Origin of the sequence: Streptosporangium sp. NPDC002544, from assembly GCF_040295965.1 — a bacterium.
In the GTDB taxonomy this organism is placed as follows: Bacteria; Actinomycetota; Actinomycetes; order Streptosporangiales; family Streptosporangiaceae; genus Streptosporangium.
The window spans coordinates 74,876-100,994 of sequence record NZ_JBEOWJ010000003.1; the positions used below are offsets into that span (position 1 = coordinate 74,876).

A 26,119-nucleotide genomic window follows, 5' to 3' on the forward strand; every position below is an offset into this window, starting at 1 on the left:
GGGTAGTTTTCCGGGGTGACTGTCCTTCTGCCCGGTGTGGCGCTCACCGACCACGTGTTCACCGTTCCCCTCGACCACGCCGACCCCGGCGGCGAGACGATCGAGGTCTTCGCCCGGGAGGCGGTCGACCCGGCCAGGCAGCGGGAGGACCTGCCGTGGCTGCTCTTCCTGCAGGGCGGTCCCGGCGGCAAGTCGCCGCGCCCGACCGCCGCGGAGGGATGGCTGGGGCAGGCGCTGAAAACCCATCGCGTCCTGCTGCTCGACCAGCGGGGGACCGGTCGCAGCACTCCCGTCACCGCGAAGACGGTGCGCGGCACGGACGCCGAGCTCGCCGCCCGCCTCGGGCACTTCCGGGCCGACTCGATCGTGGCCGACGCCGAGCTGATCCGGCGCGAGCTCGCCGGTGACCGGCCGTGGGACACCCTCGGCCAGAGCTACGGCGGCTTCATCACGCTGACCTACCTCTCGCTGGCCCCCGAGGGCCTGGCGACCTGCTACGTGACCGGCGGCCTGGCCGGGCTCGACGCCACCGCCGACGACGTCTACTCCCGCACCTACCCGCGGGTCCTGGACAAGGTGCGCCGTTACTTCGCCCGTTACCCGCAGGACTCGGACCGCCTGGACGCGATAGCCGCCCACCTGCGCCTGCACGAGGTCTCGCTCCCCGACGGTGACGTGCTGACCGTACGCCGCCTGCAGACCCTCGGCATGTGCCTGGGGATGAGCGACGGCGCCGAATACCTGCACTGGTTGCTGGAGGAGGCCTGGACCGGCAGCAGGCTCTCCGACCTCTTCCGGTACGAGGTCATGATGGCCACCGGTTTCGTCGGCAACCCGCTCTACGCGGTCCTGCACGAGTCGATCTACGCCCAGGGCGCCGCCACGGACTGGGCCGCGCACCGGCTGCTGCCCAAGGAGTTCCACGAGGACGCGGGACCGACGCTCCCCACCGGGGAGATGATCTACCCCTGGATGTTCGACGAGATCGCCGCGCTCCGTCCCTTCCGGGGCGCCGCCGAGATCCTCGCCACCGTCTCCGGCTGGCCCGCCCTCTACGACCCGGCCCGGCTGGCCGCCAACCGGGTCCCGGTGGTCGCCGCCGTCTACTACGACGACATGTACGTCGACGAGGGCCTGTCCATGCGCACCGCGCGCGCGGTGGGCAACGTGCGGACCTGGGTGACCAACGAGTGGGAGCACGACGGCGTCCGGGTCTCCGGCGGCAAGGTCCTCGCCCGCCTGATGGACATCGCGGGCGGCGTCCACGGCTCCTGAACGTCTCGGGGCCTTCTGAGCCCGTGCCGTCCAAAGCGCCCGCTCCGGACGGCACGGGCTCAGGCCGGGTTGGACGCCTCGGTGACGGGGAGGCGTACCTGGAAGCGGGTGTCGCCGGGCCTCGACTCCACACGCAGGTCGCCGCCGTGGCGGCCGGCGACGATGCGGAAGGAGATGTCCAGGCCGAGCCCGGTGCCCTCGCCCACCGCCTTCGTGGTGAAGAACGGCTCGAAGATCCGCTCGCGCAGGGCCGCGGGGACGCCGGGGCCGGTGTCGCAGATCTCGATCAGCGCGATCGTGTCGTGTTCGAGGCGGGTGCGGACGGTCAGGACGCCGCTGCCGGCCATCGCGTCCAGCGCGTTGTGGATCAGGTTGGTCCACACCTGGTTGAGTTCTCCCGCGTAGGCGGGGATGGGCGGCAGCCCGGGGTCGTAGTCGGTGGCGATGGTGACCCCCGGCGGGATCTTGCCGCGGAACATGGTGAGGGTGCTGTCGAGCAGCTCCCGCACGTCCACCGTCTGGTACGGCGCCCGGTCCATCTGGGAGTACTGCTTGGCGGAGGCGATCAGCGAGGAGATCCGCTCGGTCGCGTCCGTCACCTCGTTCAGCATCTGGGAGATCTCGGTGGCCTCCGACAGCCAGTGCATCGCCGCGTCCAGGTGCCGGTCGCCGATCGCCTCGCGGACGGCGTCGAGCTTGCCGACCTCGAACCCGGCCGCCACCAGCGCCGGGGCGATCTCCCAGGCGTCTGAGACCCCGGCCTCCTCCAGGGCATCGGACAGCTCGTCCTCGGCGTCGGAGGTCTCCAGCGGCGAGCGGGGCGGCGCCTTCGAGGCGCTGTCGGCGCACGCCTCCTGCAGGTCGACCAGCTCGCGCAGCCGCTCGGGCTCGATGCCCTCCTCCGCCAGCGCGGCCAGCCGCCTGCGCGAGCTCCGTACCTTCACCCGCAGGTCGTCCACGGCCCGTACCGCCGCCGCGGCCGGGTTGTTGAGCTCGTGGGTGAGCCCGGCGGTGATCGTGCCGAGCGCGGTCAGCCGCTGCCGCCGGTCGATGAGCTCCCGCTGTGCCATCCCGCCCAGGCGGGCCCCGTCGAGCAGATGCACCGCCATCGGGAACCACTCGGCCATGATCATGCCGTACTTCCTGGCCGGGAGCATGAACATGCGGCTCGGCTTGGTGGCGCGCAGCGAGTGGGCGTAGGTGGCCGGGGCGCGGTCGCCCAGGTAGGCCAGGACCGCGCCGCCGTAGACGCCGGGCTGCGAGGTCGGGGTCATCGTGACCGGTCCGGCGGGGGTCTCGGTGATCATCACCACCTCGCCGTCGATGAGCACGGCGAAGCAGTCGGCCGGATCACCCTGCTTGATGATCGGCTCGCCCGCCTCGTACTCCTCCTCGGTCCCGTGTTCGGCGAGCCAGCGGAGCTTGTCCTCGTCGAGCCGCTCGAAGAGGAACAGCCCGCGGAGCACGTCTGTGTCGATCATGTGACCTCCTTGCCGAGCACGGAGAGGGACCTGGTCACGTCTTCTCCAGGTAGCGGTGGACGAGGGCCACGGCCATCGCGCCCTCGCCGACCGCGGAGGCGACCCGCTTGATCGAGTCGGCCCGGACGTCGCCGGCGGCGAACACCCCGGGAACGTTCGTCTCCAGGTGGTACGGATCCCGCCGGAGCGGCCAGTTGCGCGGCCTGTTCTCGTCGGCGGTCAGGTCGGGACCGGTCAGGACGAAGCCCCTGGCGTCGCGTTCGACGGTCTCGCCGAGCCAGTCGGTGAACGGCTCGGCGCCGATGAAGACGAACAGCCACTCGGCCCCGACCGTGCGCTCGCCGTCCGGGCCCTTCAGCGTGATCCGCTCCAGGTGCCCCTCGCCCTCGGCGCCGACCACCTCGGTCTCGGTGAGCACCTCGATGTTCGGGATCTGCGAGATCTGCTCGATCAGGTAGTGCGACATGGTCCGCTCCAGCCCGTCACCCCTGACGACCAGGTAGACCCTGCTGGCGTACCCGGACAGGTAGACCGCGCCCTGACCCGCCGAGTTGGCGGCGCCGACGATGTAGACCTCGCGGTTGCTGCACTCGGGCGCCTCGGTCATGGCCGCGCCGTAGTAGCAGCCGGAGCCGATGAACTCGTCGAGGCCGGGGGCGTTCAGCCGCCGGTAGGAGACGCCGGTGGCCAGGATGACGGTGTGCGCCGCGATCGAGCCGCCGTCGGCGAAGCCGACCACCCGGGCCTGGCCCTTGACCTCAAGGCTGGTGACCGTGCGGGCGGTGAGCAGCTCGGCGCCGAATTTCAAGGCCTGACGCCTGGCCCGGTCGGCGAGTTGCGCGCCGGAGACGCCGTCGGGAAAGCCCAGGTAGTTCTCGATCCTGGAGCTCTGGCCCGCCTGCCCGCCCGAGGCGTGCTGCTCGACCATCACCGTGCGCAGTCCTTCGGAGGCGCCGTAGACCGCGGCGCCCAGCCCGCCGGGGCCGCCCCCGATCACGATCAGGTCGTAGAAGTCGGTGGCCGGGGCGGTGGACAGCCCGACGGCCTGGGCCAGCTCGGACAGGTTCGGCGCGGTGAGTTTCGCACCGTCGCCGGTGACGACCAGCGGCACCCTGGCCGGACCGGTACCGCCCTTCTCCCCGGCCGCCGCGAGCAGCTCGGCGCCCTCGGGGGAGTCGTCCAGCATCCAGCGGTAGGGCACCTGGTTGCGCGACAGGAAGTCCCTGACCTCGTACGAGGGAGCCGACCAGCGCGCGCCCACCACCCGCAGCTCGTCGGACTCGCGCCGGTCGGTGCGCTGCCAGGCGTCGAGCTGGGCGTCCAGCACCGGGTAGAACTTCTCCTCCGGCGGGTCCCACGGTTTGAGCAGGTAGTGGTCGAGGTCGACCACGTTGATCGCCTGGATCGCGGCCTCGGTGTCGGCGTAGGCGGTCAGCAGTACGCGGCGGGCGTACGGATACAGGTCCATGGCCTGTTCCAGGAACTCCACGCCGTTCATCTGGGGCATTCGGTAGTCGGCGAGAATCGCCGCGACGTCGTCGCCGCGGAGCCGAAGTTCGCGGACGCTCTCGATGCCCTGGACAGCGGTGTCGGCCCGGACGATCCGGTAGGAATGGCCATAGCGGCGCCGCAGGTCGCGCGCGACGGAGCGTGATACACCTGGATCGTCGTCGACCGTCATGATGACCGGTTTATCCATGCGCTGTCTTCCCCCACAGATAGAGACCCTCGAGATGGGGACAACCTCTCCGAAGGATGCCACATTCGTGTTAAAGCAATCGCCCATCGGGCGCGGTCGTGGGGGCCGGATCGGGACCGTGGCCGGGTATCCCGGCGGCGCGCAGCAGGGCGGTCGCGCAACCGTGGTCGGTGAGGAAGCGCCTGAGTTCGGGATCACGGGCACAGAGCTCGCCCATGCTCTCGTGGCCGATCCGGTCGGCGATGATCTGCAGGGCGATGTCCTGCCTGACGTACTGGACGGCCATCGCGACGACGGCCGGGTCCTCGGTGTAGACGCCCCACGCGGTGCCGCCGGCGAAGCCGCCGACCAGGGCCTCCCGCCTGTCGCCCACGACGACCAGCAGCCGATGGTCCAGGCCCTGCCCCCCTTGGGCCTCCGTGGTCGCGCACGGGGCGGGGAAGCGGTGCTCGTAGAGGTTCCCGACCGGCTTTTGCACCGGTCCGAAGTGCAGCACCGAGGTCTCGACCCCGCGCTCGACGGCCCGCCCGACCAGTGGGGAGAGCCGCTCCATCTCCGCGGGCCAGATCGACAGGAACAGGTCGGTGTGCGCCTCGGCCACCACGTCCTCGGCCCGCGCGAGCAGTGCCTCCGCGTCCTTGAGGCTGTGGATCAGGTGTGCCCTGGGGGACGCCACGATCACGGGCAGCGAGACCTCCAGCGACTCGATCGAGTCGTCGAACTCCCGGCGCATGCGTTCCAGCAGGGAGCGCGGTGGCAGCGGCAGGTAGTCGACGGCGTCGTCGGCGCCACGCAACTCGTAGGCCGCGCTCTTGGCCACCAGCTTGCCCAGGGTCGCGTAGACCATGCTGCGTGGCACGCCTGAGCGCTTGGCGACCTCGTAGCCGTTGAGGGGCTGGCCGGCACCGACCAGGGTGACGTATGCCTTGGCCTCGTAGCCCGACATCCCCAAACGCTGTAATTGCTCCACTACGTCCTGCATCGCAGTTATGGTACGGCGCGAGCTACCCCTTTAGCGCTGTCCTAAAGCAGCTGTTTCGTGGGATTTTCGTCACGCACCCGGGTTGGAGGCCATCGTTTGGCGAGAGGGGGCCTGCCGGGTTTACCCGGCAGATGAATCGCCTGCCCGTTTGTGGTTCCTGTGTTCGAAACGGTCACGGGCCTGGCGCCCGCCCATCCCGGCCGGGCGGGGCGAGAAGCCGCTCCCGCCGGGGTGGGGGCGCGGAACGTCCCGATGGGCGGTATATCGACATTTTACTTTTATTTGGGCTGCGCTATTTCGGTCCGGCCGGCACCGGCCGCTGTGCGGTCGCCACCGGGAAAGCGGAAGGCCGCGGACGCCCCCGGCAGGACGTTCGCGGCCTTCGCGTTCTTCGGTCGGGATCAGACCTGTTCGGCCTTCTCCAGAGCGGAGCAGCAGGTGTTCACGATGAGGCGGGTCACCTGGTAGGGGTCGACGTTGGCGTTCGGACGCCGGTCCTCGATGTAGCCCTTCTTCTCCACCTCGACCTGCCACGGGATGCGGACCGAGGCGCCGCGGTCGGAGACGCCGTAGCTGAACTCGTTCCAGGGGGCGGTCTCGTGGAGGCCGGTGAGACGGTCCTCGATGCCGGCGCCGTAGTACTTGACGTGCTCCAGGGCGTTCGCCGCGAGGGCCTCGCAGGCGGTGATGATCGGGTCGTAGCCCTCGCGCATCGCCTTGGTGGAGAAGTTGGTGTGCGCGCCCGCGCCGTTCCAGTCACCCTTCACCGGCTTGGCGTCCAGGGTGGCGGCGATGTTGAAGTCCTCGGCGGTGCGGTAGAGCAGCCAGCGGGCGATCCACATGTGGTCGGAGACCTCCAGGGGGCCGGCCGGGCCGATCTGGAACTCCCACTGCCCGGGCATGACCTCGGCGTTGATGCCGGAGATGGCCAGGCCCGCCTCGATGCAGTAGTCGAGGTGCTTCTCGACGATCTCGCGGCCGAAGACCTCGTCGGCGCCGACGCCGCAGTAGTAACCCCCCTGCGGGGCGGGGAAGCCGCCGAGCGGGAAGCCGAGCGGACGGCCCTCCTTGAAGAAGGTGTACTCCTGCTCGATGCCGAACCACGACTCCTGGTCGGCGTACTTCTCCGCGACCTCGACGAGGGCCGCACGGGCGTTGCTGGCGTGCGGGGTCATGTCGGGGTTGAGCACCTCGCACAGCACCAGCACGTTGCCGCCGCCGCGGATCGGGTCCGGGCAGGTGAACACCGGCTTGAGCACGCGGTCGGAGGAGGAACCGTCGGCCTGGTTGGTGCTGGACCCGTCGAAGCCCCAGATCGGGAGTTCGGCACCGTCCGCCATGACCTTGGTCTTTGAGCGGAGCTTGGCGGTCGGCTCGGTACCGTCGATCCAGATGTATTCGGCCTTGAAGGTCATCGGCGGAGTCCTTGAGGGTGGAGGTGTCTGCTGCCACCAAAGATTTGCAAGTCGCGATTTCGCAACTGTTGCCCGTATGTGAACAGAGTGTTACCCAACCTCATCCGGGCAGGCAGCGGCCGCCCCGAAAACCGCACATGCCATTCTCTGCCCCTGTGAGCTGCCCTTTTGCCGGCCGATTGGCCCGATGTAGACGTTCATCGCGGAGGAAACGGCGTGCCGCGGAGCGGTGGGCGGAGGTCGAGGGCGGCCGGCCCGGAGCCTCCGGCCAATCCGCCGCCCACTTAACCGAGCAAGCGCTTGCCTAAGAAAGGTGACCGCGTTACCGTGACGGGCGATGGCCGAGATCCGCCCGCGTCCACGACGTCCCGGCGGTCCACGGACGTCGTCCGCCGGGACGGATCGCGCCCCGTCTCGGCGGGCGACCCGATCTGTCAGGAGCCGGATGCGAGGTAGGGCGGCCGTCGCGGGCCTCGGGATGACGGCCCTGACGCGGGCCTCGGGCAGGACCGAGCTGGAACTCGCCGTCGAGGCGTCCCGCGCCGCGCTGGCCGACGCCGGCCTGGAGGCCGGGCAGGTCGACGCGGTCCTCAGCTACCACATGAACGACTCGGCCCCCGTGGTCGGTGTCGCGAGGGCACTGGGAATCGAAAGGCTGGGCTGGCACAACGACATCTCCGGCGGCGGTACCCAGACGGCGTCCATCCTCGGCGACGCGGCGATGCTCATCGCCTGCGGCGTCGCGGGCAGCGTGCTGGTCTACCGGGCGCTGAACGGCCGCTCGGGCAGGCGTATGAACACCGTCTCCACCGGTCCGCAGGAGCGCTTCACGGTCCCGTACGGGATGGCGGGACCGATCCCGATGTTCGCCCTGGCGGCGCAGCGCTACCTGCACGAGACCGGTCTGGGAGAGGAGCATCTGCACGCGGTCGTCGCCCAGTCACGGGACAACGCCGCGGCCAACCCGCGCGCCCTGCGGCGCGATCCGCTCTCGCTGGAGGAGTACCTGGCCAGGCCGTACGTCTGCGCACCGCTGCGGACCGTCGACTGCTGCCAGGAGACGGACGGCGCCTGCGCGCTGGTGATCCGCGACGCGCGGCTCGCCCCGGAGGCTCCCCGGATCCACGCCGTGGTCAGGGGAGGGGGGCCGGGCTGCTCGTCCATGGACCGTTCGCCCGACGTCACCGCGGTCTTCTCCGCCCATGTCGCGGCTCCCCTGTGGGAGAAGTCGGGCATGCGGCCCCGGGACGTGGACGTCGCCCTGCTCTACGACGCCTACTCCTGGCTGGTGCCCCGGCAGCTGGAGGACTTCGGCCTGGCCGGCCGGGCCGAGCTGGGCGAGTTCCTCCTCGCCCGCCGCCACGCCGGGGTCAATCCGCACGGCGGCCTGCTGTCGGAGGGGTACGTGCACGGGCTGAACAACGTGGCCCAGGCCGTAAGGGAACTCAGAGCGGGTCGCGAGACCGCGCTGGTGACCGGATTCGGCGGCAGCTACGGCAGCGCGGCCCTGCTGGTCCGCCCCGGCTGAGGCCGCGACGCGCGCGGGGGGTGGGCGAGTGCCGACCACGCCGGGTCGGCCACTCGGCGGGGCGCGGCGGGCGCGGGGCCGGACACGGGCTCAGCTGGACTCGTCCCAGTCGTCCTCCCGAGAGCCGGCGAGCTCGGCCTCCATCTCCTCCAGATCCCGCATGAACCCCTGGAACCCCCTCGGGCCCAGGCGGCGCCAGACGAGCAGCTGCAGGGAGCGCGTCTCCTCGTCCAGCGTCGGCTCCTCGTGGCGTGGCGCCCGCGTCTCCTGGGCCTGCCGGTCCACGGCCTGGAGCTCCTCGACCGTGAAGCGAACTCCGTGCTCGCGTTCGAGCAGCCGGAGGTGCGGGTCGTTGCGCAGTCTCTGGTCCCGGGCGCGCCGGGCGCGCCGGGCGGCCAGCTCGTCGTGGACGTGCGCACTGGAAACCTGGGGCGGCGTGTCGGCCGGACGTCGAGTCATCGTGGGTTCGCCTCCGTCGGGCGGCTCCTTTTCTGGAACCTCTGCCATGAACGACGCTTGACGGGCGGCGTAGGTTGTCGGAACTTTTCCCGCGGACTCCGGAGCCACCGGCGTCACACCCTCCACCATGCCCCCGATGGTCTTGACTCGGCCCCGAGTTGAGAATAATTTTCACCCAGATGATTTTTGATGAAAGGAATACTTGTGGCCGCAGGTGCGCTCGGACGCATCCAGACCGAGACGCCCGCGCTGCCGGAGGCGCTGCGCCGGGTGGGTGAGGCGATCCTGGCCGACCCCGCGGAGGCGGCGCGATCCACGATCATCACGCTGGCCGAGCGGAGCGGCAGCTCGCCCGCCACGGTCACCCGTTTCTGCAGGGTGTTCGGTTTCGCGGGATACGCCGGGCTACGGGTCGCGCTGGCCACCGAGACCGGCCGCGCGGCGCAGGCCAACTGGGACATGGGGGTGGGCCACGAGATCGGCCCCACCGACCCGCTCGACGCGGCGATCGGCGTGATGGCCGCCGCCGACTCGCGGCTCATCCAGGAGACCGCGGCCCAGCTCGACGCGGGCACCGTCGCCAAGGTCGCCGAGGCCATCGTCGCGGCCCGCCGCGTCCTCATCTTCGGGGTCTCCACCAGCGGGGCGGTGGCCGGGATGATGGGCGGGCGGTTGCGCCGCATCCGGGTCCCCTGCTGGAGCCACGCCGACGCGCACGAGGCGCTCGCCGACGCGGCGCTGCTCGGCGAGGGCGACGTCGCCATCGGCATCTCCCACCAGGGCCGTACCCGCGAGGTGCTGGAGTCCCTCGGCGAGGCCGGAGACCGGGGCGCGCTGACCGTCGCGGTCACCTCCTTCGCCCGTTCCCCGCTGGCGGAGTTGTCGGAGCTGGTACTGACCACCGCCAGCCGCGAGACCACCTTCCGGCTGGGTGGCCTGGCCGCGGTCCACTCCCAGCTCTTCGTCCTCGACACCGTCTACGTCGCGGTCGCGCAGCGCACCTACGAGCAGACCAACGAGGCGTTCGAGCTGACGATCCGGGCCCTCGAGAGCCACCGCGTGGAGAGGAACTGAGCGTGGACATCAATATCGGGGCCGTCGAGTACGTCCATGAGGTGAAAGCCCTGGTGGACGAGGTCTCCCGGACCCAGGAGGCCGCGGTACGGGACGCGGCCGCGTTGACGGTGACCTCCCTGCTCGACGGCGGCGTGATCCAGGCCTTCGGCTCCGGGCACTCCGAGGCGATCGCCATGGAGATCGCCGGGCGCGCGGGCGGCCTGGTGCCCAGCAACCGTCTGGCCCTGCGTGACGTCGTCCTGTACGGGGACGCCCCGGTCGGCACCCTCCTCGGAGCCCCCGGCGAGCTGGAGCGCGATCCGTCGGTCGCCCGGCGGATCTACGACCTGGCGCCCGTCCGGCCGCAGGACGTGTTCGTGCTGATCTCCAGCTCCGGGGTGAACGGCTCGGTGGTCGAGCTGGCCTCGATCGTCAAGGAGCAGGGGCACGGCCTGATCGCCCTGACCTCCGTACGGCACAGCACCGCGATGACCTCGCGCCACCCCTCGGGCCGCAAGCTGCTCGACCTCGCCGACGTGGTGCTCGACAACCGAGCTCCGTACGGTGACGCGGTACTCCCGCTCCCGGACGGCGGCACGTTCGGGGCGGTCTCCACGATCACCTCGGCGCTGCTGGCCCAGATGGTCGTGGCCGAGGTGGTGCGCACGCTGATCGAGGCGGGCCACACTCCGCCGATCTACCGCTCCGCCAACGTGACCGGCGGAGACGAGCACAACCGTGCTCTCGAGAACCGCTACGCCGGAAGGATCCGGCGAGGTGCCTGACCACTGCCTGTCACTTCCAGGCCACCCCCAGGAGGAAGCATGACCCAGCTATCCAGGCGCGAGCTCCTGCGCAGCGCGGCCCTGGCCGGCCTCGCCCTGCCCGCCCTGTCCGCGTGCGCCACCCCCGCGGGCAACGGCGGCGCCGCGTCCTCGGCACCCGCCGCCGGGGCCACCAGCGCGGCCAACCCGCTCGGCTTCGCCGAGGACAGGCCCCTGGAGATCTGGATCTTCGACGGCGGTTTCGGCGACGCCTACGCCAAGGACGTCCACGAGAAGCTGCTCCAGGCCAGGCACCCCAAGCTGGAGATCAAACACAACGCGACCAAGGAGATCGCCAAGACCCTCCAGCCGCGCTTCGCCGGTGGGAACCCGCCGGAGTTCATCAACAACTCCGGCGCCAACGCGATGGACTTCGGCGCCCTGGTCCAGGACGGTCAGCTCGCCGACCTCACGCCGCTGTACGACGCGCCCAGCTGGGACGACCCCGCGGTCAAGGTGCGCGACACGATCGACCCGAACGCGATCGAGCTGGGCAGCTACGACGGCAAGCCCTACGTCCTCAACTACGCCACCACCGTCTGGGGCATCTGGTACTCGCAGAAGCTCTTCGAGGCCGAGGGCTGGCAGATCCCCAAGACCTGGGCCGACTTCCTGGCCCTGTGCGAGACCATCAAGAAGGCGGGCAAGATCGCGCCCTTCACCTACGCCGGCAAGCACCCCTTCTACATCTACGAGACCATCCTCACGCTCGCCGCGAAGATCGGCGGCAAGGACGTGCTGAAGAACATCGACAACCTCGAGGACGGCGCCTGGAAGGCCGAGCCGGTCAAGCAGGCCGCGGCGGCCTTCGCCGAGGTCGGGGCGAAGTATCTGCTCCAGGGCACCGCGGGGCTCGACCACGTGCAGACCCAGACGGCGCACAACAAGGGCCAGGTCGCCATGTTGCCCTGCGGCTCCTGGCTGGAGAACGAGCAGAAGGACTCCACCCCGGCCGACTTCGGCTACGCGATGTTCACGCTGCCCGACTTCGGTTCCTCGGACGCCCTGCCGTACGGCACCCTGCACGCCCGGCCCGGCGAGGAGTACGTCGTCTCGGCGAAGTCGGCCAACCCCAACGCGGGTCTGGAGTACATGCGCGCCATGCTCTCCAAGGAGGGCGCGGGCAAGTTCATGGAGCTGGTCTCCACGCTCACCGTCGTCAAGGGCGCGGGGGAGGGCAAGACGCTCAAGCCCGGCCTCAAGAGCGCCTCGGCCGCGCTGAACGCGGCCGGTGACAACGCCGTCTGGTTCCTGTTCCGCAAGTGGTACGTCGAGCTGCACGACGAGGTGGCCGCCGCGACCGGGCAGCTCATGGCCGGCAAGCTGACCGTCGACGCGTGGGCGGACCGCGCGCAGCGGAAGGCCGACGCGATCAAGAAGGACACCTCGGTGAAGAAGTTCAACCGTTGACGTCCGCCCCCGTTCGGTAACGGGGGACGCCAGTGCCGACACCACCCCTAGGCAGGAGATCGCGTTGAGGTCCACGGTTCACCGGCCCGCCCGGCGACGGGCCGATCACCGAACGGCGAGTCGCTCATGAACCACGGCAGGACACGGTTCGTCGCGGGATTCCTGGTGATCCCGGTGGCCCTCTACGTGATCTACGTGATCGCGCCCTACGCGCAGGCCTTCTACATCGCGTTCACCGACTGGCGCGGGGTGAACGCGAGCCCGCGGCTGGTGGGCCTGGAGAACTTCCAGCGACTCCTGGCCGACAACGTGTTCTGGAAGGCCGTCAGTCACAACCTCATCCTGCTGGTCCTGATGCCGATCCTGACCCTGGGGATCGCGCTCTTCTTCGCCTTCCTGCTCAACGCGGGCGGGCGGGGCGGCACCGGGGGCATCTGGGGGTCGAAGTTCTACCGGGTGGTGTTCTTCTTCCCCCAGGTGCTGGCCGTCGCCGTGGTCGCCGTACTGTTCCAGCAGGTCTTCAGGCCCGACCGCAGCGGGATGCTCAACGCGCCGCTCATCGCCCTGGGGTTCGAGCCGATCGGCTTCCTGTCGGACACCAGGGTCGCGTTCTGGTCGATTCTCGCCGTGCTGGTCTGGCAGGCCGTCGGTTTCTACGTCGTGCTCTTCTCCGCCGGCATCTCCTCCATCCCCCGCGACCTGTTCGAGGCGGCGGCGATCGACGGCGCGGGAAGGGTGCAGCTGTTCCTGCGGGTCACGCTGCCGCTGCTCTGGGACACGATCCAGGTCGGCTGGGTCTACCTCGGCATCGCCGCGCTGGACGTCTTCGCCATCGTGTGGGTGATGACGGCGGAACACGGCGGGCCCGACCACTCCACGACCGTGATGGCGGCGGAGATCTACCGCACCGCCTTCCAGTACTTCAAGTTCGGCTACGCCTCCGCGATGGGCGTGGTGCTGTTCTTCTTCACCATCGGGTTCGCGACACTGGCCCTGCGCCTGTCGCGACGTGAACGGATCGAGTTCTAGTGGCGGACGCCGTGATTCCCCGGAGCCGGGCCTGGGCCCGCGAGGAGCGCAGGAGGCGGCTCGGCCCCCTGTCGGCCCTGACGCACGTCGCACTGCTGGTCTGGACGGTCCTGGTCGTCGTGCCGATCGTGTGGACCTTCCTCGCCTCGGTGAAGAGCGAGGACGAGATCTTCGGCGACGCCTGGTCGCTGCCGGCCTCCCTCCGCTTCGACAACTGGGCTCGCGCCTGGGAGCAGGCGCACATCGGCCAGTACATGATCAACAGCATCGTGGTGGTGGCCTTCAGTACCTTCGGCACGATGCTGTTCGGCTCGATGGCCGCGTACGTGCTGGCCCGCTACCGCTTTCGCGGCAACCGGGCGATCTATCTGCTGTTCGTCTCCGGCCTGGCCTTCCCGGTCTACCTGGCGCTGACCCCGCTGTTCTTCGTCGTGCAGAACATGGGGACGGTTCCGGTGATCGGCCGGTTCATCGGCCTGAACACGCACGGCGGGCTGGTGCTGGTCTACATCGCCTACTCGCTGCCCTTCACGGTCTTCTTCCTCGCCGCGTTCTTCAGGACGCTGCCGGGCGCGGTGGCCGAGGCGGCCTTCGTGGACGGGGCCTCGCATGCCCGGGTCTTCTTCCGGATCATGCTCCCGATGGCCAAGCCGGGCATCATCAGCGTGACCATCTTCAACGTGCTCGGCCAGTGGAACCAGTATCAACTGCCCCTGGTGCTGCTCACCTCGGACAGGGACAAGTGGGTGCTCACCCAGGGCATCGCCGACATCTCCACGGCGGCCGGCTACGACGCCGACTGGTCGGCCCTGTTCGCCGCGCTGAGCATGGCCATCCTGCCGATGATGATCGTCTACACGCTCTTCCAGAGCCAGATCCAGAAGGGCCTCACCGCGGGCGCGCTCAAGTAGGCCGCTTGAGCCTTTTGAAGCTTTCATAAGGCAGCCTTGAGGTTCGATTCGTGCGAACGGGTTGACTGGCGGGGCTTGTTGGCGGTTAGGTTCGTTAGGAAAGTTTCCTAACGAGCGAGATACTCCCCGCCCGCGTCCCGTCATCGGAGAGATCGTTCCTCCACCATCCCCTTGGAGAGACACGTGTCCATCTCATCGAACTCCCGCCTCGGCCGCCGCACCCCGCGCCTCCTGCTGGCCTCGGCCGCGATCGCGGTCCCGGCCCTGATCGCCCCCGCCGGCGTCGGGCACGCGGCTACGCTCTCGCCCGCCGCCGCGCCCGCCGGGCTGGTCGCCGACTCCGCGGCGGCCGACCTCAACAACCCGCGCAAGAAGGACATCGCCATGCAGCTGGTGTCCAGCGCCGAGAACTCCTCGCTGGACTGGAAGGCGCAGTACAAGTACATCGAGGACATCGGCGACGGCCGCGGCTACACCGCCGGGATCATCGGCTTCTGCTCCGGAACCGGCGACATGCTCGACCTTGTCGAGCTCTACGCCCGGCGCAAACCGGGGAACGTGCTCGCCAGGTATCTCCCCGCCCTGCGCAAGGTCGACGGCACCGCCTCCCACAAGGGTCTCGACCCGAACTACACCAAGGACTGGAAGACCGCCGCCAAGGACACGGCCTTCCAGCAGGCCCAGCACGACGAGCGTGACCGGGTCTACTTCAACCCCGCGGTCAGCCAGGCAAAGAAGGACGGCCTGCGCGCCCTCGGCCAGTTCGTCTACTACGACGCCATCGTCATGCACGGCGACGGCACCAATCCGCAGAGCTTCAGCGCGATCCGCAAGAACGCCCTGAAGAAGGCGAAGCCCCCCGCGCAGGGCGGCGACGAGACGAAGTACCTGCACGCCTTCCTCGACGCCCGCAAGGTCGCCATGAAGGCCGAGGAGGCTCACGAGGACACCAGCCGCGTCGACACCGCCCAGCGGGTCTTCCTCAACAAGGGCAACCTCGACCTCGACACCCCGCTGTCCTGGAAGGTCTACGGAGACTCCTTCAAGATCAGCTGACCCCGCCAAGCCCCGGCGGCCCCCACCCCGCCGGGGCACTCCGCCTCGACATTCCTGGTCGGCGTCGTTGACGCTCTCGAATACCGAGAGACATCGTCGGCTATCCGCGACAGGGGAGGTCCTGGAGGGAGGTGCGGAGCGCGATCACCCGGAACGCCGCGCCGGGAGGTTCTTCAGGGCCTCGCGGCGGCTCAGGCCGCTGATGCCGGTGTGGTCGACGTAGCGGACGACCTCGTCGGGGTTGGTCTTGGCGTACTCGCGCAGGGCCCAGCCGATCGCCTTGCGGGCGAAGAAGTCGTTGTCCGACAGGCTCGGCTCGATGCAGGCGTACAGCAGGCCGATGTCGGTGGCGGACTTGAAACGGTTCTGGGAGAGGATGGCCGTCCGGCGCTTCCACAGGTCGGTGCCGCGGGCCCAGCGCAGCATGAGGGGGCGCATGGTGTCGGGGAAGGCCGCGAGCAGGCCGCCGACGCGGTGGACGGCGAGGTCGTCGACGTAGTCCCACCAGGCTCCGGTGACGATCATCTCCTCGTACATCGGCAGCGCGTCGAGCGTCTGGAAGCCCCGGTAGAGGCGGAAACCGGTCAGCTCGATCGCCGCGTAGCGCTCCTCGCGGTACTCGGCCCCGTGCCACAGGGCCAGCGTCGCCTCCCGCCACGCGGGCGCCGTCTCCACGTAGTACTCGGTGAACACCCGCTTCAACGCCGCGCGGCGAGGTGCGGCCTGCACCCCGAGGAAGGGCATCTCCGACTTCATGTAGGCCCGCATGACCGGGGCCTTGGCGGGGTCGGCCACCTCGGTGAGTGCCATGCGCACGGCCTTCTGCAGTATCTCCACGCTCGCCCACCACTTCCCGTTCGCTTCGCGGACGGCTTGATTCTCACAGGCCGCGTCGCTCTCCGCGCGGGGTTCCGCTCACGGGTGTCAAGCCTTCTGGCTGCTCCGCTCGCCGGTCGCCAGGCCGTCGAACAGGACGGTGATGTAGTGCTCGGCGAGACCCGCGGTGTTGAGGCGTCCTCCCGGGCGGAACCAGCGCACCGCCACCCAGATGGTGTCGCGGATCATGCGGTAGGTGAGCTTGGGATCGACGTCGGCGCGGAACAGGCCGGCGGCCTGGCCGAGCTTGATCTGCCCGACCCACATCCGCTCGACCTCGTCCTCGGCCTTGACCAGGTAGTCGAAGCGGTCACCGGGGAGTGAGCGCAGGTAGTTCCAGTCGTTCTGCATGACGGTGATCGCCGCGCGGTGGGGCTCCAGAGTGCTGAACCCGATGCGCACCATCTCTGAGAGGATCGTGCGGGAGTCGCCGTCCTGTTCCAGGGCGGCGCGGTAGCGGCCGACGAGGTCGTCGAGGAAGGTGGTCAGCACCTCGTCGACGATCGTCTCCTTGGAGTCGAAGTGGTGGTAGAGGCTTCCGGAGAGGATGCCGGCCTCTTCGGCGATCTCCCGGACGGTGGTCGCCTGGAAGCCCTTGCGGGCGAAGAGCTCGGCGGCGAGTTTGACGAGATGATCGCGGCGCTCTGACGCCGGGCCGGATGCGGCCGCGCGCTTGGTCCCACCCTGGCGCTTGACCGGGGTCGTGGTCGCGCCGCCGGAGTTCTTTCGCGTGTTCACTCCCCCATTATGAACCCTTGCGCAATCGCTTGTTCACCGAAACGCGCCAGCTCATCGCGGCTTCTGTTTTTAACCAAGCGCTTGCTACGCTTGTCGCCAGGTGAAGACCGAAGGGATTCAGACAATGACCGAGGCATACATCGTCGGCGCGGTCCGTACCCCGGTGGGCCGCAGGAACGGCGGTCTCGCCGACGCGCACCCCGCCGACCTGGGCGCCCACGCCATCCGCGAGCTTGTCGGGCGCACCGGAGTGGATCCCGAGGCCGTGGACGACGTCGTGTTCGGGTGCGTCGACACCGTCGGCCCGCAGGCCGGCGACATCGCCCGTACCTGCTGGTTGGCCGCCGGGCTGCCCGAGGGGGTGCCCGGCGTCACCGTCGACCGCCAGTGCGGCTCCTCCCAGCAGGCACTCCACTTCGCCGCCCAGGCGGTACTGTCGGGCACCGCCGACCTGATCGTCGCCGGTGGCGTGCAGAACATGAGCCGGGTCCCGATCGGCTATGCCATGACCGCCGGGCAGGCGCTCGGCTTCGACAGCCCGTTCGCGGGTTCCAAGGGCTGGCAGGCCCGGTACGGCGGACAGGAAGTGTCCCAGTTCCGGGGCGCCGAAATGATCGCCGAAAAATGGGATATATCGCGACTTGAGATGGAGGAGTTCGCGTACCGGTCCCACCGGCGGGCGCTCAGCGCGATCGACGAGGGGCGCTTCGCCGCCGAGATCGTCCCCTACGAGGGCGTCTCCACCGACGAGGGCCCGCGCCGTGACACCAGCCTGGAGCGGATGGCCGGGCTCAGGACCCTGGTCGAGGGGGGAAGGCTCACCGCCGCGCTCTCCTCGCAGATCTCCGACGGCGCGGCCGCGCTTCTCGTCGCCTCCGAGCGGGCGGTCAAGGCCCACGGACTGACCCCGCGCGCCCGGATCCACCACATCTCCGCCCGCGGCGACGACCCCGTCATGATGCTCTCCGCGCCGATCCCCGCCACCGCGTACGCCCTGCGCAGGGCGGGTATGACGATCGGCGACATCGACGCCGTCGAGATCAACGAGGCGTTCGCCCCCGTCGTGCTGGCCTGGCTGAAGGAGACCGGCGCCGACCCCGGCCGGGTCAACCCCAACGGCGGTGCCATCGCCCTCGGCCACCCGCTCGGCGCGACCGGCGCCCGGCTGATGACCTCGCTCCTGCACGAGCTGGAGCGGACCGGCGGCCGGTACGGGCTGCAGACGATGTGCGAGGGCGGCGGCCAGGCCAACGTGACGATCATCGAACGGCTCTGACCGCCTCCGGCGAGGCCGCCCCACCGGGATCTGCTCCCGAACGTGTCCACAGCCGCCAGGTAGCTCCGTATACCGGTCGGTAGTGGGCGTGTGGCGTTCGAGCGTGTTCCTGATCTCGGGGGCGGTTCGGGGGAGTGGGATGCCGGGTGCGGTCGGGTTCGCCTTCGCTCACCTGCCGCAGTCGGCGCCGGTGTTCTCCTGGCCCAGTCGGTGAGGGGAAAGGGGAGTACCCACTCCTTTCCACTCTCAACGTATAGCGCACCGGGGGGCTTGCCACAAGACCCGGGTCGTGCCGCAGAATCGTCGGCCGAGGCCAGAACCTGCGGAAACGGGGGATACGAAATGCGAGTGTTGTTGTCGACGTATGGGTCACGCGGGGACGTCGAACCGCTGGTGGGACTCGCGGTGCGGTTGCGGGAACTCGGCGCGGAGGTGCGGGTGTGCGCGCCGCCGGACGAGGACTTCGCGCAGCGGTTGGCCGGTGTCGACGTGCCGCTGGTGCCGGTCGGCCGGTCGGCGCGCGCGCTGACGACCATGGCACCGTCGGCGGCGGACCTGCCCCGGCGCGCGGCCGAGTTGATCGCCGGCCAGTTCGACGCGGTCACCGCGGCGGCCGAGGGGTGTGACGCGTTGGTGGCGACCGGCATGATGCCAGCCGCGGCCGGCGCGCGGTCGGTGGCCGAGAAACTGGGCATCCGCTCCGTGTTCGTGGCCTTCCAGCAGATCACCCTGCCGTCGCCGTACCACCCGCCGCTGGCGTATCCGGGCCGGCCGTTCCCGCCGGACGTGACCGACAACCGGGTGCTGTGGGAGCTGGACGCCCAGAGCGTCAACGCGCTGTTCGGTGCGGCGCTCAACACGAACCGGGCGTCGATCGGCCTGCCACCGGTGGACAACGTTCGCGACTACGTCATCGGCGACCAGCCGTGGCTGGCGACGGACCCGACGCTGGACCCGTGGCAGGAGACGCCGGACCTCGACGTCGTGCAGACCGGCGCGTGGATCCTGCCGGACGAACGCCTGCTCCCGGCCGAGTTGGTGACGTTCCTGGACACCGGCACACCACCGGTGTACGTGGGCTTCGGCAGCATGCCCATGCACGCGTCGAAGGACGCCGCCCGGGTGGCCATCGAGGCGATCCGCGCGCAGGGCCGCCGTGTAGTGGTCTCCCACGGCTGGGCGGACCTGGCCCTGATCGACGACCGGGACGACTGCTTCGTCGTCGGCGAGGTCAACCAGCAGGCACTGTTCGGCCGGGTGGCCGCCGTCGTGCATCACGGCGGCGCGGGCACGACGACGACGGCCACCCGGGCCGGCGCGCCTCAGGTGGTGGTACCCCAGGCGACGGATCAGCCGTACTGGGCCGGCCGGGTGGCCGGCCTGGGCATCGGTGCGGCACACGACGGTCCGGCTCCGACCGTCGAGTCCCTGTCGGCCGCGCTCAGAACGGTCCTGGCCCCCGAGACCCGCGCACGGGCGAGGGCCGTGGCCGGCACGATCCGCACCGACGGGACGACGGTGGCCGCGACGCTGCTGCTCGACGCGATCAGCCGGGAAAGGCCGCCGGTGTCCGCGTGAACCACATGGGATCGGCGATCCAGGACCCGGAACACGAGAACCCGCGAACCCTGGCGACCTGAACCGGCAACGGCCGGGGGCCACGTCAGGCGGAGCGTTGCTCGTCATGGCCACCAGGTTCGTCACGCTCGTCCAGACGCCTTGCCGCGCGCAATGGCCGCAAGCGACCCCAGATCGGAGCCAACGACGTGAACCCGCTGACCACCAGCGCGTTTGACCTTCCCGACCACCTCGCCCCCAAGGCCGACCCGAGGCTGATCGACGGCGACGAGCAGCACTTCGCGGCCATCGCGGAGAGCCTCGAGCAGTCGATCGCCGACCTGTCCGACCGCCTCGATGCCGAGCGCAAGGCGCCCGGCGGCAAAGGCCGGCAGGCGGTGGACCGGGACCTGGAGATCCACCGGCTGACCGCTCGCCTGCGCGCGCTGCGTCGCTTCGGCTTGGACCTGTGCCTCGGACACATGGTCGGCGCGGACAACTCCGAGCCCGTGTACGTCGGACGACTCGGCCTCACGGACAGCGCGGGTCGTCGGCTGCTGCTCGACTGGCGCTCCCCCGCGGCCGAGCCGTTCTTCGGAGCCACCCACGCCAACCCGATGGGCCTGGCAAGCCGCCGCAGGTATCGCTGGACCCGCGGCCGGGTCAGTGACTACTGGGACGAGGTGTTCACCTCCGACGGGTTTGAAGGGCACGCCGCGCTCGACGACCAGTCCGCCTTCATCGCCAGCCTGGGCGGCAACCGGTCGGCCCGGATGCGAGACGTGCTCGGCACCATCCAGGCCGACCAGGACGCCATCATCCGCGCGGGATCGCGCGGCGCTCTCGTCGTCGACGGCGGTCCGGGTACGGGGAAGACCGTCGTCGCTCTGCACCGCTCCGCCTACCTCCTCTACTCCGACCCTCGCCTCGGTCACCACCGGGGCGGCGTGCTGTTCGTCGGTCCGCACCAGCCCTACCTGGCCTACGTCGCCGACGTCCTCCCCAGCCTCGGAGAGGAGGGTGTGCAGACCTGCACCCTGCGGGATCTCGTCGCCGAGGGAGCCGCAGCGGCGATCGAGGCCGACCCGGACGTGGCCCGCCTGAAGTCGTCCGCGGACCTGGTGAAGGCGATCGAGCCTGCCGTCAGGTTCTACGAGAACCCGCCCACCAAGGGGATGACGGTCACCACCCTCTGGTCCGACGTCTGGCTGAGCGCCGACGATTGGGCCGAGGCGTTCGAAGCACCGGACCCCGGCACTCCGCACAACGAGGCCCGCGACCAGATCTGGGAGGAACTGCTCACGATCCTGATGGACAAGCACGACGACGGCGCCCCGGCTCACCTGCTCCGCAAGTCGCTGCTGCAGGACAGGGAGTTGCTCACGACCTTCAACCGCGCGTGGCCGCTGATCGAAGCGGCCGACCTCGTCGGAGACCTGTGGTCGGTACCCGCCTACCTGCGGAAGTGCGCTCCCTGGCTCAGCCGCGATGACGTTCAGGCGCTGCAGCGCGCGGACGCCCAGGCCTGGACGGTGTCCGACCTGCCGCTCCTGGACGCGGCGCGGCAGCGGCTCGGCGACCCGGAGGCGTCACGTCACAGGCGTCGGCAGGAAGCTGCTCTCGCCGCCCAGCGCGAGCGCATGGCCCAGGTCGTCGACGCCCTGATCGAGGCCGATGACGACGGCGAAGGCCTCGTGACACAGCTGCGCCGAGAGGACCTCCAGCGAAATCTGGTTGACGAGTCCGAGCTGCCCACCCTCGACCCGGACCTGCTCGCCGGCCCGTTCGCGCACATCGTCGTGGACGAGGCTCAGGAACTGACCGACGCGGAGTGGCAGATGTTGCTGCTCCGCTGCCCGTCCCGGAGCTTCACCATCGTCGGGGACCGTGCCCAGGCCAGGCACGGGTTCACGGAGTCGTGGCAGGAACGGCTCGAGCGAATCGGGCTCGACCGGATCAACCTGGCCTCCCTGACCGTCAACTACCGGACGCCGGAAGAGATCATGGCGGAGGCCGAACCGGTCATCCGGGCCGTGCTCCCGGACGCCAACGTGCCGACCTCCATCCGTAGCGGCGACGTCCCCGTCGTCCACGGATCCGCTTCGGATCTGGGCTCGATCCTCGACACCTGGCTCGCCGCGCATGCCGAGGGGACCGCCTGCGTCATCGGTGATCCCACGTTCCGGGCGACGCCTCGCGTCCGGTCGCTGACCCCGGAGCTGTCGAAGGGGCTCGAGTTCGACCTGGTCGTCCTCATCGACCCGGAGGCGTTCGGCGACGGCATCGAAGGAGCGGTCGACCGCTATGTCGCGATGACCCGAGCGACCCGGCAACTCGTCATCCTCACGAGCTCCTGACATCGGCCGGACGAAAGCCCGCTCCCGGCCGAGTCGGTGGCCTTCCTGGACGCCGGCGCACCGTCGAGTCCCTGTCGGCCGCGCTCAGGACGGTCCTGGCCCCCGAGACCCGCGTACGGGCGAGTGCCGTGATCCGTACTGACGGGGCGGCGGTGGCCGCCACGCTGCTGCTCGACGCGATCAGCCGGGAAGGCCGCCGGTGTCCGGGTGAACCACGCGGGATCCCCGGGTGCCCGGCGACACCGGAGGTATCGCGCGGCATCGGGCACCCGTCACGTCGCGCCCAGGCTTCGTGTCGGCCGGTCTTTGACTCGTCCTCGTCGAGGTCCGGTAAACCTTTACTCGAAGGCCAATGGTCAGCCCACTAGCAATTAGGAAACTTTCCTATTAGATTTGCGCCAAGCCGCCGTGGGAGCGCTTTCCCCGGAGGTTCTGGACAACGTGGGGTCTGCGCGCCTTCGGCATGGGACGCCGACCGGTCGTCAGGCGAGGAGTGGTGAATGAAGCGCGGCCCAGAGCTGCTCCGTCTGGCGGAGACCGTCGTCCTTCCCGGTTTCGAGGGCAAGGCCCCGCCCGACTGGGTGCGGCGCAGACTCGGTGAAGGACTGGCCGGGGTGGTGCTCTTCTCCAGGAACATCGCCACCCCCTCCCAGGTCGCCGACCTCACCGCCGCGCTCCGCGAGGAGAACCCCCAGGTCCTCGTCGGCATCGACGAGGAGTCGGGCGAGGTCACCCGTCTGGAGGCGGCCGGCGGGAGCACCCGGCCGGGCAACTTCGCCCTCGGCGTGGTCGACGACACCGGCCTCACCGAGGAGATCGCCGCCGACCTCGGCCGTGACCTGGCCCTGGCGGGCGTCAACCTCAACTTCGCCCCCTCGGCGGATGTGAACTCCAACCCCGACAACCCGGTCATCGGCCTGCGCTCCTTCGGCGCGGACCCCGATCTCGTCGCCAGGCACACCGTGGCCTGGATCCGGGGCATGCAGTCGGCGGGCGTGGCGGCCTGCGCCAAGCACTTCCCCGGCCACGGCGACACCTCGGTCGACTCCCACCACGGCGTGCCGCTCGTCGCCGCCACCGTGGGGGAGTTGCGCGACGTGGCGCTGCGGCCCTTCCGTGCGGCCGTCGAGCAGGGGGTGCGCACGGTCATGACCGGCCACCTGCTCGTCTCCGCCCTGGACCCGGTGATGGCCGCCACGCTCAGCCGCCGGGTCCTGCACGACCTGCTCAGGGTCGAGCTGGGCTTCGAAGGCGTCATCGTCACCGACGGCATCGAGATGACCGCGGTCTCCGGCCCGTACGGCATCGGCGGCGCCTCGGCCCTCGCCGTCGCCGCGGGCGCCGACGCGATCTGCGTGGGCGGCGAGCACGCCGGAGAGGAGACCGCGATCGCGGTCCGTGACGCGATCGCGGACGCCGTGATCGAGGGCAGGCTCTCCGAGGAACGGCTGGCCGACGCCGCCCGCCGCGTCCGCGAGCTCGCCCTCTGGACCGCGACCACCCACCGGGACACGCCCGCGCGCGCCGCCTCCGGCGGTTCCGGCGACGCGTCGATCGGCCTGGCCGCGGCCCGGCGCGCGCTGCGGGTCACCCGCCGGTCCGCGACCGCGGCCTTCCCGCTGTCCGCACCACCGCACGTCGCCGAACTCGCCCCCGAGATGAACCTCGCCATCGAGAAGGACACCCCCTGGGGCGTCGGCGAGCCGCTCGGCAAGCTCCTCCCCGGCACCACGGTCACCCGGCTGGACGCCTCCACCGCCACCGGGAGCGCCATCGAGACCGTACTCGCCACCGCGGCCGGGCGCCCCCTGGTCATCGTCGTCCGCGACGCGCACCGCCACCCCTGGCAGACCGACGCGCTCCGGCACCTGCTGGCCGCCCGCTCCGACGCCGTCGTGGTCGAGATGGGCCTGCCCGGCCGATCCGACCTCGGCGCCGTGCACATCGCCACCCACGGATCCGCCCGCGTCTGCGGCCAGGCGGCCGCCGAACTCCTCGCCGGAGACGAGAACGGGACCTGACCGGCGTACGGCGCGAGCGTCGCCCGACGCCCGGCTCCTTCCTGCGGGGGCGTACGGCGCGGTGATTCTGTCGGGGCGGGCTGCTTGAATCGCCGGATGGATGTGGCACGGTTGCTGGCGGACCAGCGGGAGATCAACGGGGTCGATCTGGCGAGGCTCTCGCTCGGCGATCATCTGACCGGCGAGGGACCCTACGTCTTCAAGGAGTGCGACCTCACCGGCGCCGACTTCAGCGGGGCGTCGCTGGTGGGGGCCTCGTTCGAGGGATGCGTGCTGGAGCGGGCCGACTTCCGCCGTACGGATCTGGACGGGGCGCGTTTCTCCGGCGGCGGGGGAGCGGGGCTCAGGTTCGCGAACGCCGAACTCGTCGACGCGGCCTTCACCGACGTCGACCTGTCCGGCGCGAACTTCGGGCGGGCACTGCTCACCGACGTCGTCTTCACCGGCTGCCGCATGATCGGCGCGGTGCTGACAGGCTGCCGGGGCATCGGCTACCGGTTCGACGGTTCCAACCTGATGCTGGCCGACCTGATCGGCTGCTCGTTCCGAGGCGCCCACCTGCGGGGCACCCGTCTCGACGAGGCCAACCTGTCGAGCTGCGACTTCACCAATGCCGTGTTCGAGGACTGCCGCATGATCGGCGCCCGCACCGTCGACACCGTCTTCACCATGGCCGACCTGCGCGGCCTGGACCTCGGCGAGGTCGACGACACCCGGCTCCGATCGCTGCGCGGAGCGATCATCAGCCCGTCCCAGGCCGCCCTGATCCTCGCCTCCCGAGGTCTCACCGTGAACTGACCCGACGACTGGGGCCCCGCGGAGGCACGCAGAACCCGGCCCGCCGATCCTGCTCGGCCTGCCACGCCCACTCCGCCACGTCGGCTCCAGGGTGTTCGGCGGGGCCTGCCCGGCAGGTGAATCGCTGCCCTGTCACGGTTCCGGTGTTCGAAGCGGCCGCCTGCCCGGTGGAGGGAGCAGCGGAGTCACCTCGGGTTCGTTGCGGACGGCCCACCGGGCCGAGACCGTCAGGATCAAGGCGTCCGGTCCAGGCGGTCCAGACGGTCCAGCACGGCGTGCGCCTCCCACATGATCCGGTCGATCAGCTCCGCGCAGGACGGCAGGTCGTCGATCAGCCCGACGACCTGCCCGGAGGCCATGACGCCGAGGTCCGCGCGCCCGTCCACCATGGCGGCCTTGAGCAGCATCGGGGTGTTGGCCGCCTGGAGCACCTGGGCCCAGGTCAGGTCCCGGCCGTGCCGCATCCGGCGGCCTTCGCGGATCATCGCCGCCCACGACATGCCGGACAGCCGCTTGAACCTGGCCCCGTTGGCGACCGCGCGGAGCAGTCGCAGGCGCGAGCGTTCGAGCGAGTCGACGAACGGGGTGCGCAGCACGCGGTGCGGAACGCCGTCCACCCGCGTGGTGACCACCGTCTCGGCGGTGCCGAGGTAGACCTTCTTCACCTCGTCGCCGACCGTGGAGTCCGAGGTCAGCAGGAAGCGGGTGCCCATCGCGACCCCGCAGGCGCCGTACGACAGGGCGGCGACCAGCCCGCGCCCGTCGCAGAACCCGCCCGCCGCGATCACCGGGATGTCCACCGCGTCCACGACCTGGGGGAGCAGCACGGTGGTGGGGACGGCCCCGGTGTGCCCGCCGCCCTCGCCGCCCTGCACGATCACCGCGTCCACGCCCCAGGCGGCGACCTTCTCGGCGTGCCGGCGCGCGCCGACCGAGGGGATCGTCAGCACCCCGGCGTCCTTGAGCCGGGCGATCAGCTCGCGCTTGGGGGCCAGCGCGAACGACGCGACCCGTACGCCTTCGCGGATCATGACGTCGATCCGCTCGCCGGCGTCGTCGGCGTCGGAGCGGATGTTCACCCCGAAGGGCGCGTCGGTGCGCTCCTTGATCGACCGGATCGCGGCGGTCATCTGCTCGACGGGCATGGTGGCCGCCGCGATGACGCCCAGACCTCCGGCAGCGGAGGTGGCGGCGGCCAGCCGAGCCCCGGCCACGTAGCCCATGCCGGTCTGCACGACGGGGTGGCGGCAGCCGACCATCTCGGTGAGCCGGGTCACCAGCCCCGGCGGCTCCTTGCGCGGTGCGGACGTGCCGGTCACGGGTCCCGGCGGGTCCGGGACGGGTCCGGAGTACGAGGTCATGGGAGTTCTC

General features: G+C 70.4%; 21 protein-coding genes. 13 read left to right on the forward strand and 8 right to left on the reverse strand.

Going from position 1 to position 26,119, the window contains the following annotated elements:
- The first annotated feature begins 15 nt into the window (after positions 1–15).
- Complete coding sequence (locus ABT061_RS05125) at positions 16–1,275, forward strand: alpha/beta fold hydrolase (RefSeq protein ID WP_350912844.1); 1,260 nt, start codon at positions 16–18, stop codon at positions 1,273–1,275.
- Between the two features lie 59 nt (positions 1,276–1,334).
- On the opposite strand, the gene ABT061_RS05130 is transcribed toward ABT061_RS05125, so the two are convergent.
- The 4 genes from ABT061_RS05130 to glnII all read right to left on the reverse strand — a co-directional run bounded on the left by ABT061_RS05130 (position 1,335) and on the right by glnII (position 6,852).
- The gene (locus tag ABT061_RS05130; RefSeq protein WP_350912846.1) at positions 1,335–2,756 is read right to left on the reverse strand and encodes an ATP-binding protein; all 1,422 of its coding nucleotides are present in this window, start codon (positions 2,754–2,756) and stop codon (positions 1,335–1,337) included.
- A 34-nt stretch (positions 2,757–2,790) separates the two neighbouring features.
- Positions 2,791–4,455 (reverse strand): NAD(P)/FAD-dependent oxidoreductase, encoded by a 1,665-nt coding sequence (locus tag ABT061_RS05135; protein ID WP_350912848.1) that lies wholly within the window; start codon positions 4,453–4,455, stop codon positions 2,791–2,793.
- A 70-nt stretch (positions 4,456–4,525) separates the two neighbouring features.
- Entirely contained in the window at positions 4,526–5,437 is a 912-nt protein-coding gene (locus ABT061_RS05140) for a TrmB family transcriptional regulator (protein WP_350912850.1), read from the reverse strand.
- 401 nt (positions 5,438–5,838) lie between these two features.
- The gene (gene glnII, locus ABT061_RS05145) at positions 5,839–6,852 is read right to left on the reverse strand and encodes a glutamine synthetase (RefSeq protein WP_350912852.1); all 1,014 of its coding nucleotides are present in this window, start codon (positions 6,850–6,852) and stop codon (positions 5,839–5,841) included.
- 445 nt (positions 6,853–7,297) lie between these two features.
- Here glnII and ABT061_RS05150 point away from each other — a divergent pair, with 445 nt between their 5' ends.
- Complete coding sequence (locus ABT061_RS05150) at positions 7,298–8,380, forward strand: thiolase C-terminal domain-containing protein (RefSeq protein WP_350912854.1); 1,083 nt, start codon at positions 7,298–7,300, stop codon at positions 8,378–8,380.
- A gap of 90 nt (positions 8,381–8,470) precedes the next feature.
- Here the strand turns inward: ABT061_RS05150 and ABT061_RS05155 are convergent, their stop codons facing one another.
- A complete protein-coding gene (locus ABT061_RS05155; protein WP_350912856.1) occupies positions 8,471–8,839 on the reverse strand; it encodes a hypothetical protein in 369 nt (122 codons plus the stop codon).
- A gap of 189 nt (positions 8,840–9,028) precedes the next feature.
- On the opposite strand from ABT061_RS05155, the gene ABT061_RS05160 reads away from it, so the two are divergent.
- From ABT061_RS05160 to ABT061_RS05185, 6 genes are all read left to right on the forward strand, one after another.
- Positions 9,029–9,913 (forward strand): MurR/RpiR family transcriptional regulator, encoded by an 885-nt coding sequence (locus tag ABT061_RS05160; protein ID WP_350912858.1) that lies wholly within the window; start codon positions 9,029–9,031, stop codon positions 9,911–9,913.
- 2 nt (positions 9,914–9,915) lie between these two features.
- A complete protein-coding gene (locus ABT061_RS05165) occupies positions 9,916–10,680 on the forward strand; it encodes a sugar isomerase domain-containing protein (protein WP_350912860.1) in 765 nt (254 codons plus the stop codon).
- Positions 10,681–10,719: 39 nt separating this feature from the next.
- A complete protein-coding gene (gene ngcE / locus ABT061_RS05170) occupies positions 10,720–12,129 on the forward strand; it encodes an N-acetylglucosamine/diacetylchitobiose ABC transporter substrate-binding protein (RefSeq protein WP_350912862.1) in 1,410 nt (469 codons plus the stop codon).
- A 126-nt stretch (positions 12,130–12,255) separates the two neighbouring features.
- Entirely contained in the window at positions 12,256–13,158 is a 903-nt protein-coding gene (locus ABT061_RS05175; RefSeq protein ID WP_350912864.1) for a carbohydrate ABC transporter permease, read from the forward strand.
- Complete coding sequence (locus ABT061_RS05180) at positions 13,158–14,069, forward strand: carbohydrate ABC transporter permease (protein WP_350912866.1); 912 nt, start codon at positions 13,158–13,160, stop codon at positions 14,067–14,069. The genes ABT061_RS05175 and ABT061_RS05180 overlap by 1 nt, the downstream gene beginning before the upstream one ends.
- Positions 14,070–14,252: 183 nt before the next feature.
- A complete protein-coding gene (locus tag ABT061_RS05185) occupies positions 14,253–15,125 on the forward strand; it encodes a chitosanase (protein ID WP_350912868.1) in 873 nt (290 codons plus the stop codon).
- 144 nt (positions 15,126–15,269) lie between these two features.
- Here the strand turns inward: ABT061_RS05185 and ABT061_RS05190 are convergent, their stop codons facing one another.
- Together ABT061_RS05190 and ABT061_RS05195 are read right to left on the reverse strand one after the other, a co-directional pair.
- Positions 15,270–15,962, reverse strand: a complete 693-nt coding sequence (locus ABT061_RS05190; protein WP_350912870.1) for a DNA alkylation repair protein — start codon at positions 15,960–15,962, stop codon at positions 15,270–15,272.
- Between the two features lie 87 nt (positions 15,963–16,049).
- Positions 16,050–16,739, reverse strand: a complete 690-nt coding sequence (locus ABT061_RS05195) for a TetR/AcrR family transcriptional regulator (RefSeq protein WP_350912872.1) — start codon at positions 16,737–16,739, stop codon at positions 16,050–16,052.
- Positions 16,740–16,863: 124 nt separating this feature from the next.
- Between ABT061_RS05195 and ABT061_RS05200 the strand changes: the two genes are divergently transcribed.
- The 5 genes from ABT061_RS05200 to ABT061_RS05220 all read left to right on the forward strand — a co-directional run bounded on the left by ABT061_RS05200 (position 16,864) and on the right by ABT061_RS05220 (position 24,748).
- Complete coding sequence (locus ABT061_RS05200; protein WP_350912874.1) at positions 16,864–18,015, forward strand: acetyl-CoA C-acetyltransferase; 1,152 nt, start codon at positions 16,864–16,866, stop codon at positions 18,013–18,015.
- Between the two features lie 342 nt (positions 18,016–18,357).
- Positions 18,358–19,593 (forward strand): glycosyltransferase, encoded by a 1,236-nt coding sequence (locus ABT061_RS05205; protein WP_350912877.1) that lies wholly within the window; start codon positions 18,358–18,360, stop codon positions 19,591–19,593.
- A 188-nt stretch (positions 19,594–19,781) separates the two neighbouring features.
- The gene (helR, locus tag ABT061_RS05210) at positions 19,782–21,929 is read left to right on the forward strand and encodes an RNA polymerase recycling motor ATPase HelR (protein ID WP_350912879.1); all 2,148 of its coding nucleotides are present in this window, start codon (positions 19,782–19,784) and stop codon (positions 21,927–21,929) included.
- Positions 21,930–22,429: 500 nt separating this feature from the next.
- Positions 22,430–23,950 carry a glycoside hydrolase family 3 protein gene (locus ABT061_RS05215; RefSeq protein ID WP_350912881.1) on the forward strand — a complete coding sequence of 507 codons (1,521 nt, stop codon included), beginning with the start codon at positions 22,430–22,432 and terminating at the stop codon, positions 23,948–23,950.
- Between the two features lie 96 nt (positions 23,951–24,046).
- A complete protein-coding gene (locus ABT061_RS05220; protein ID WP_350912883.1) occupies positions 24,047–24,748 on the forward strand; it encodes a pentapeptide repeat-containing protein in 702 nt (233 codons plus the stop codon).
- 233 nt (positions 24,749–24,981) lie between these two features.
- On the opposite strand, the gene ABT061_RS05225 is transcribed toward ABT061_RS05220, so the two are convergent.
- Positions 24,982–26,109, reverse strand: a complete 1,128-nt coding sequence (locus ABT061_RS05225; protein ID WP_350912886.1) for an NAD(P)H-dependent flavin oxidoreductase — start codon at positions 26,107–26,109, stop codon at positions 24,982–24,984.
- Positions 26,110–26,119 lie beyond the last annotated feature (10 nt).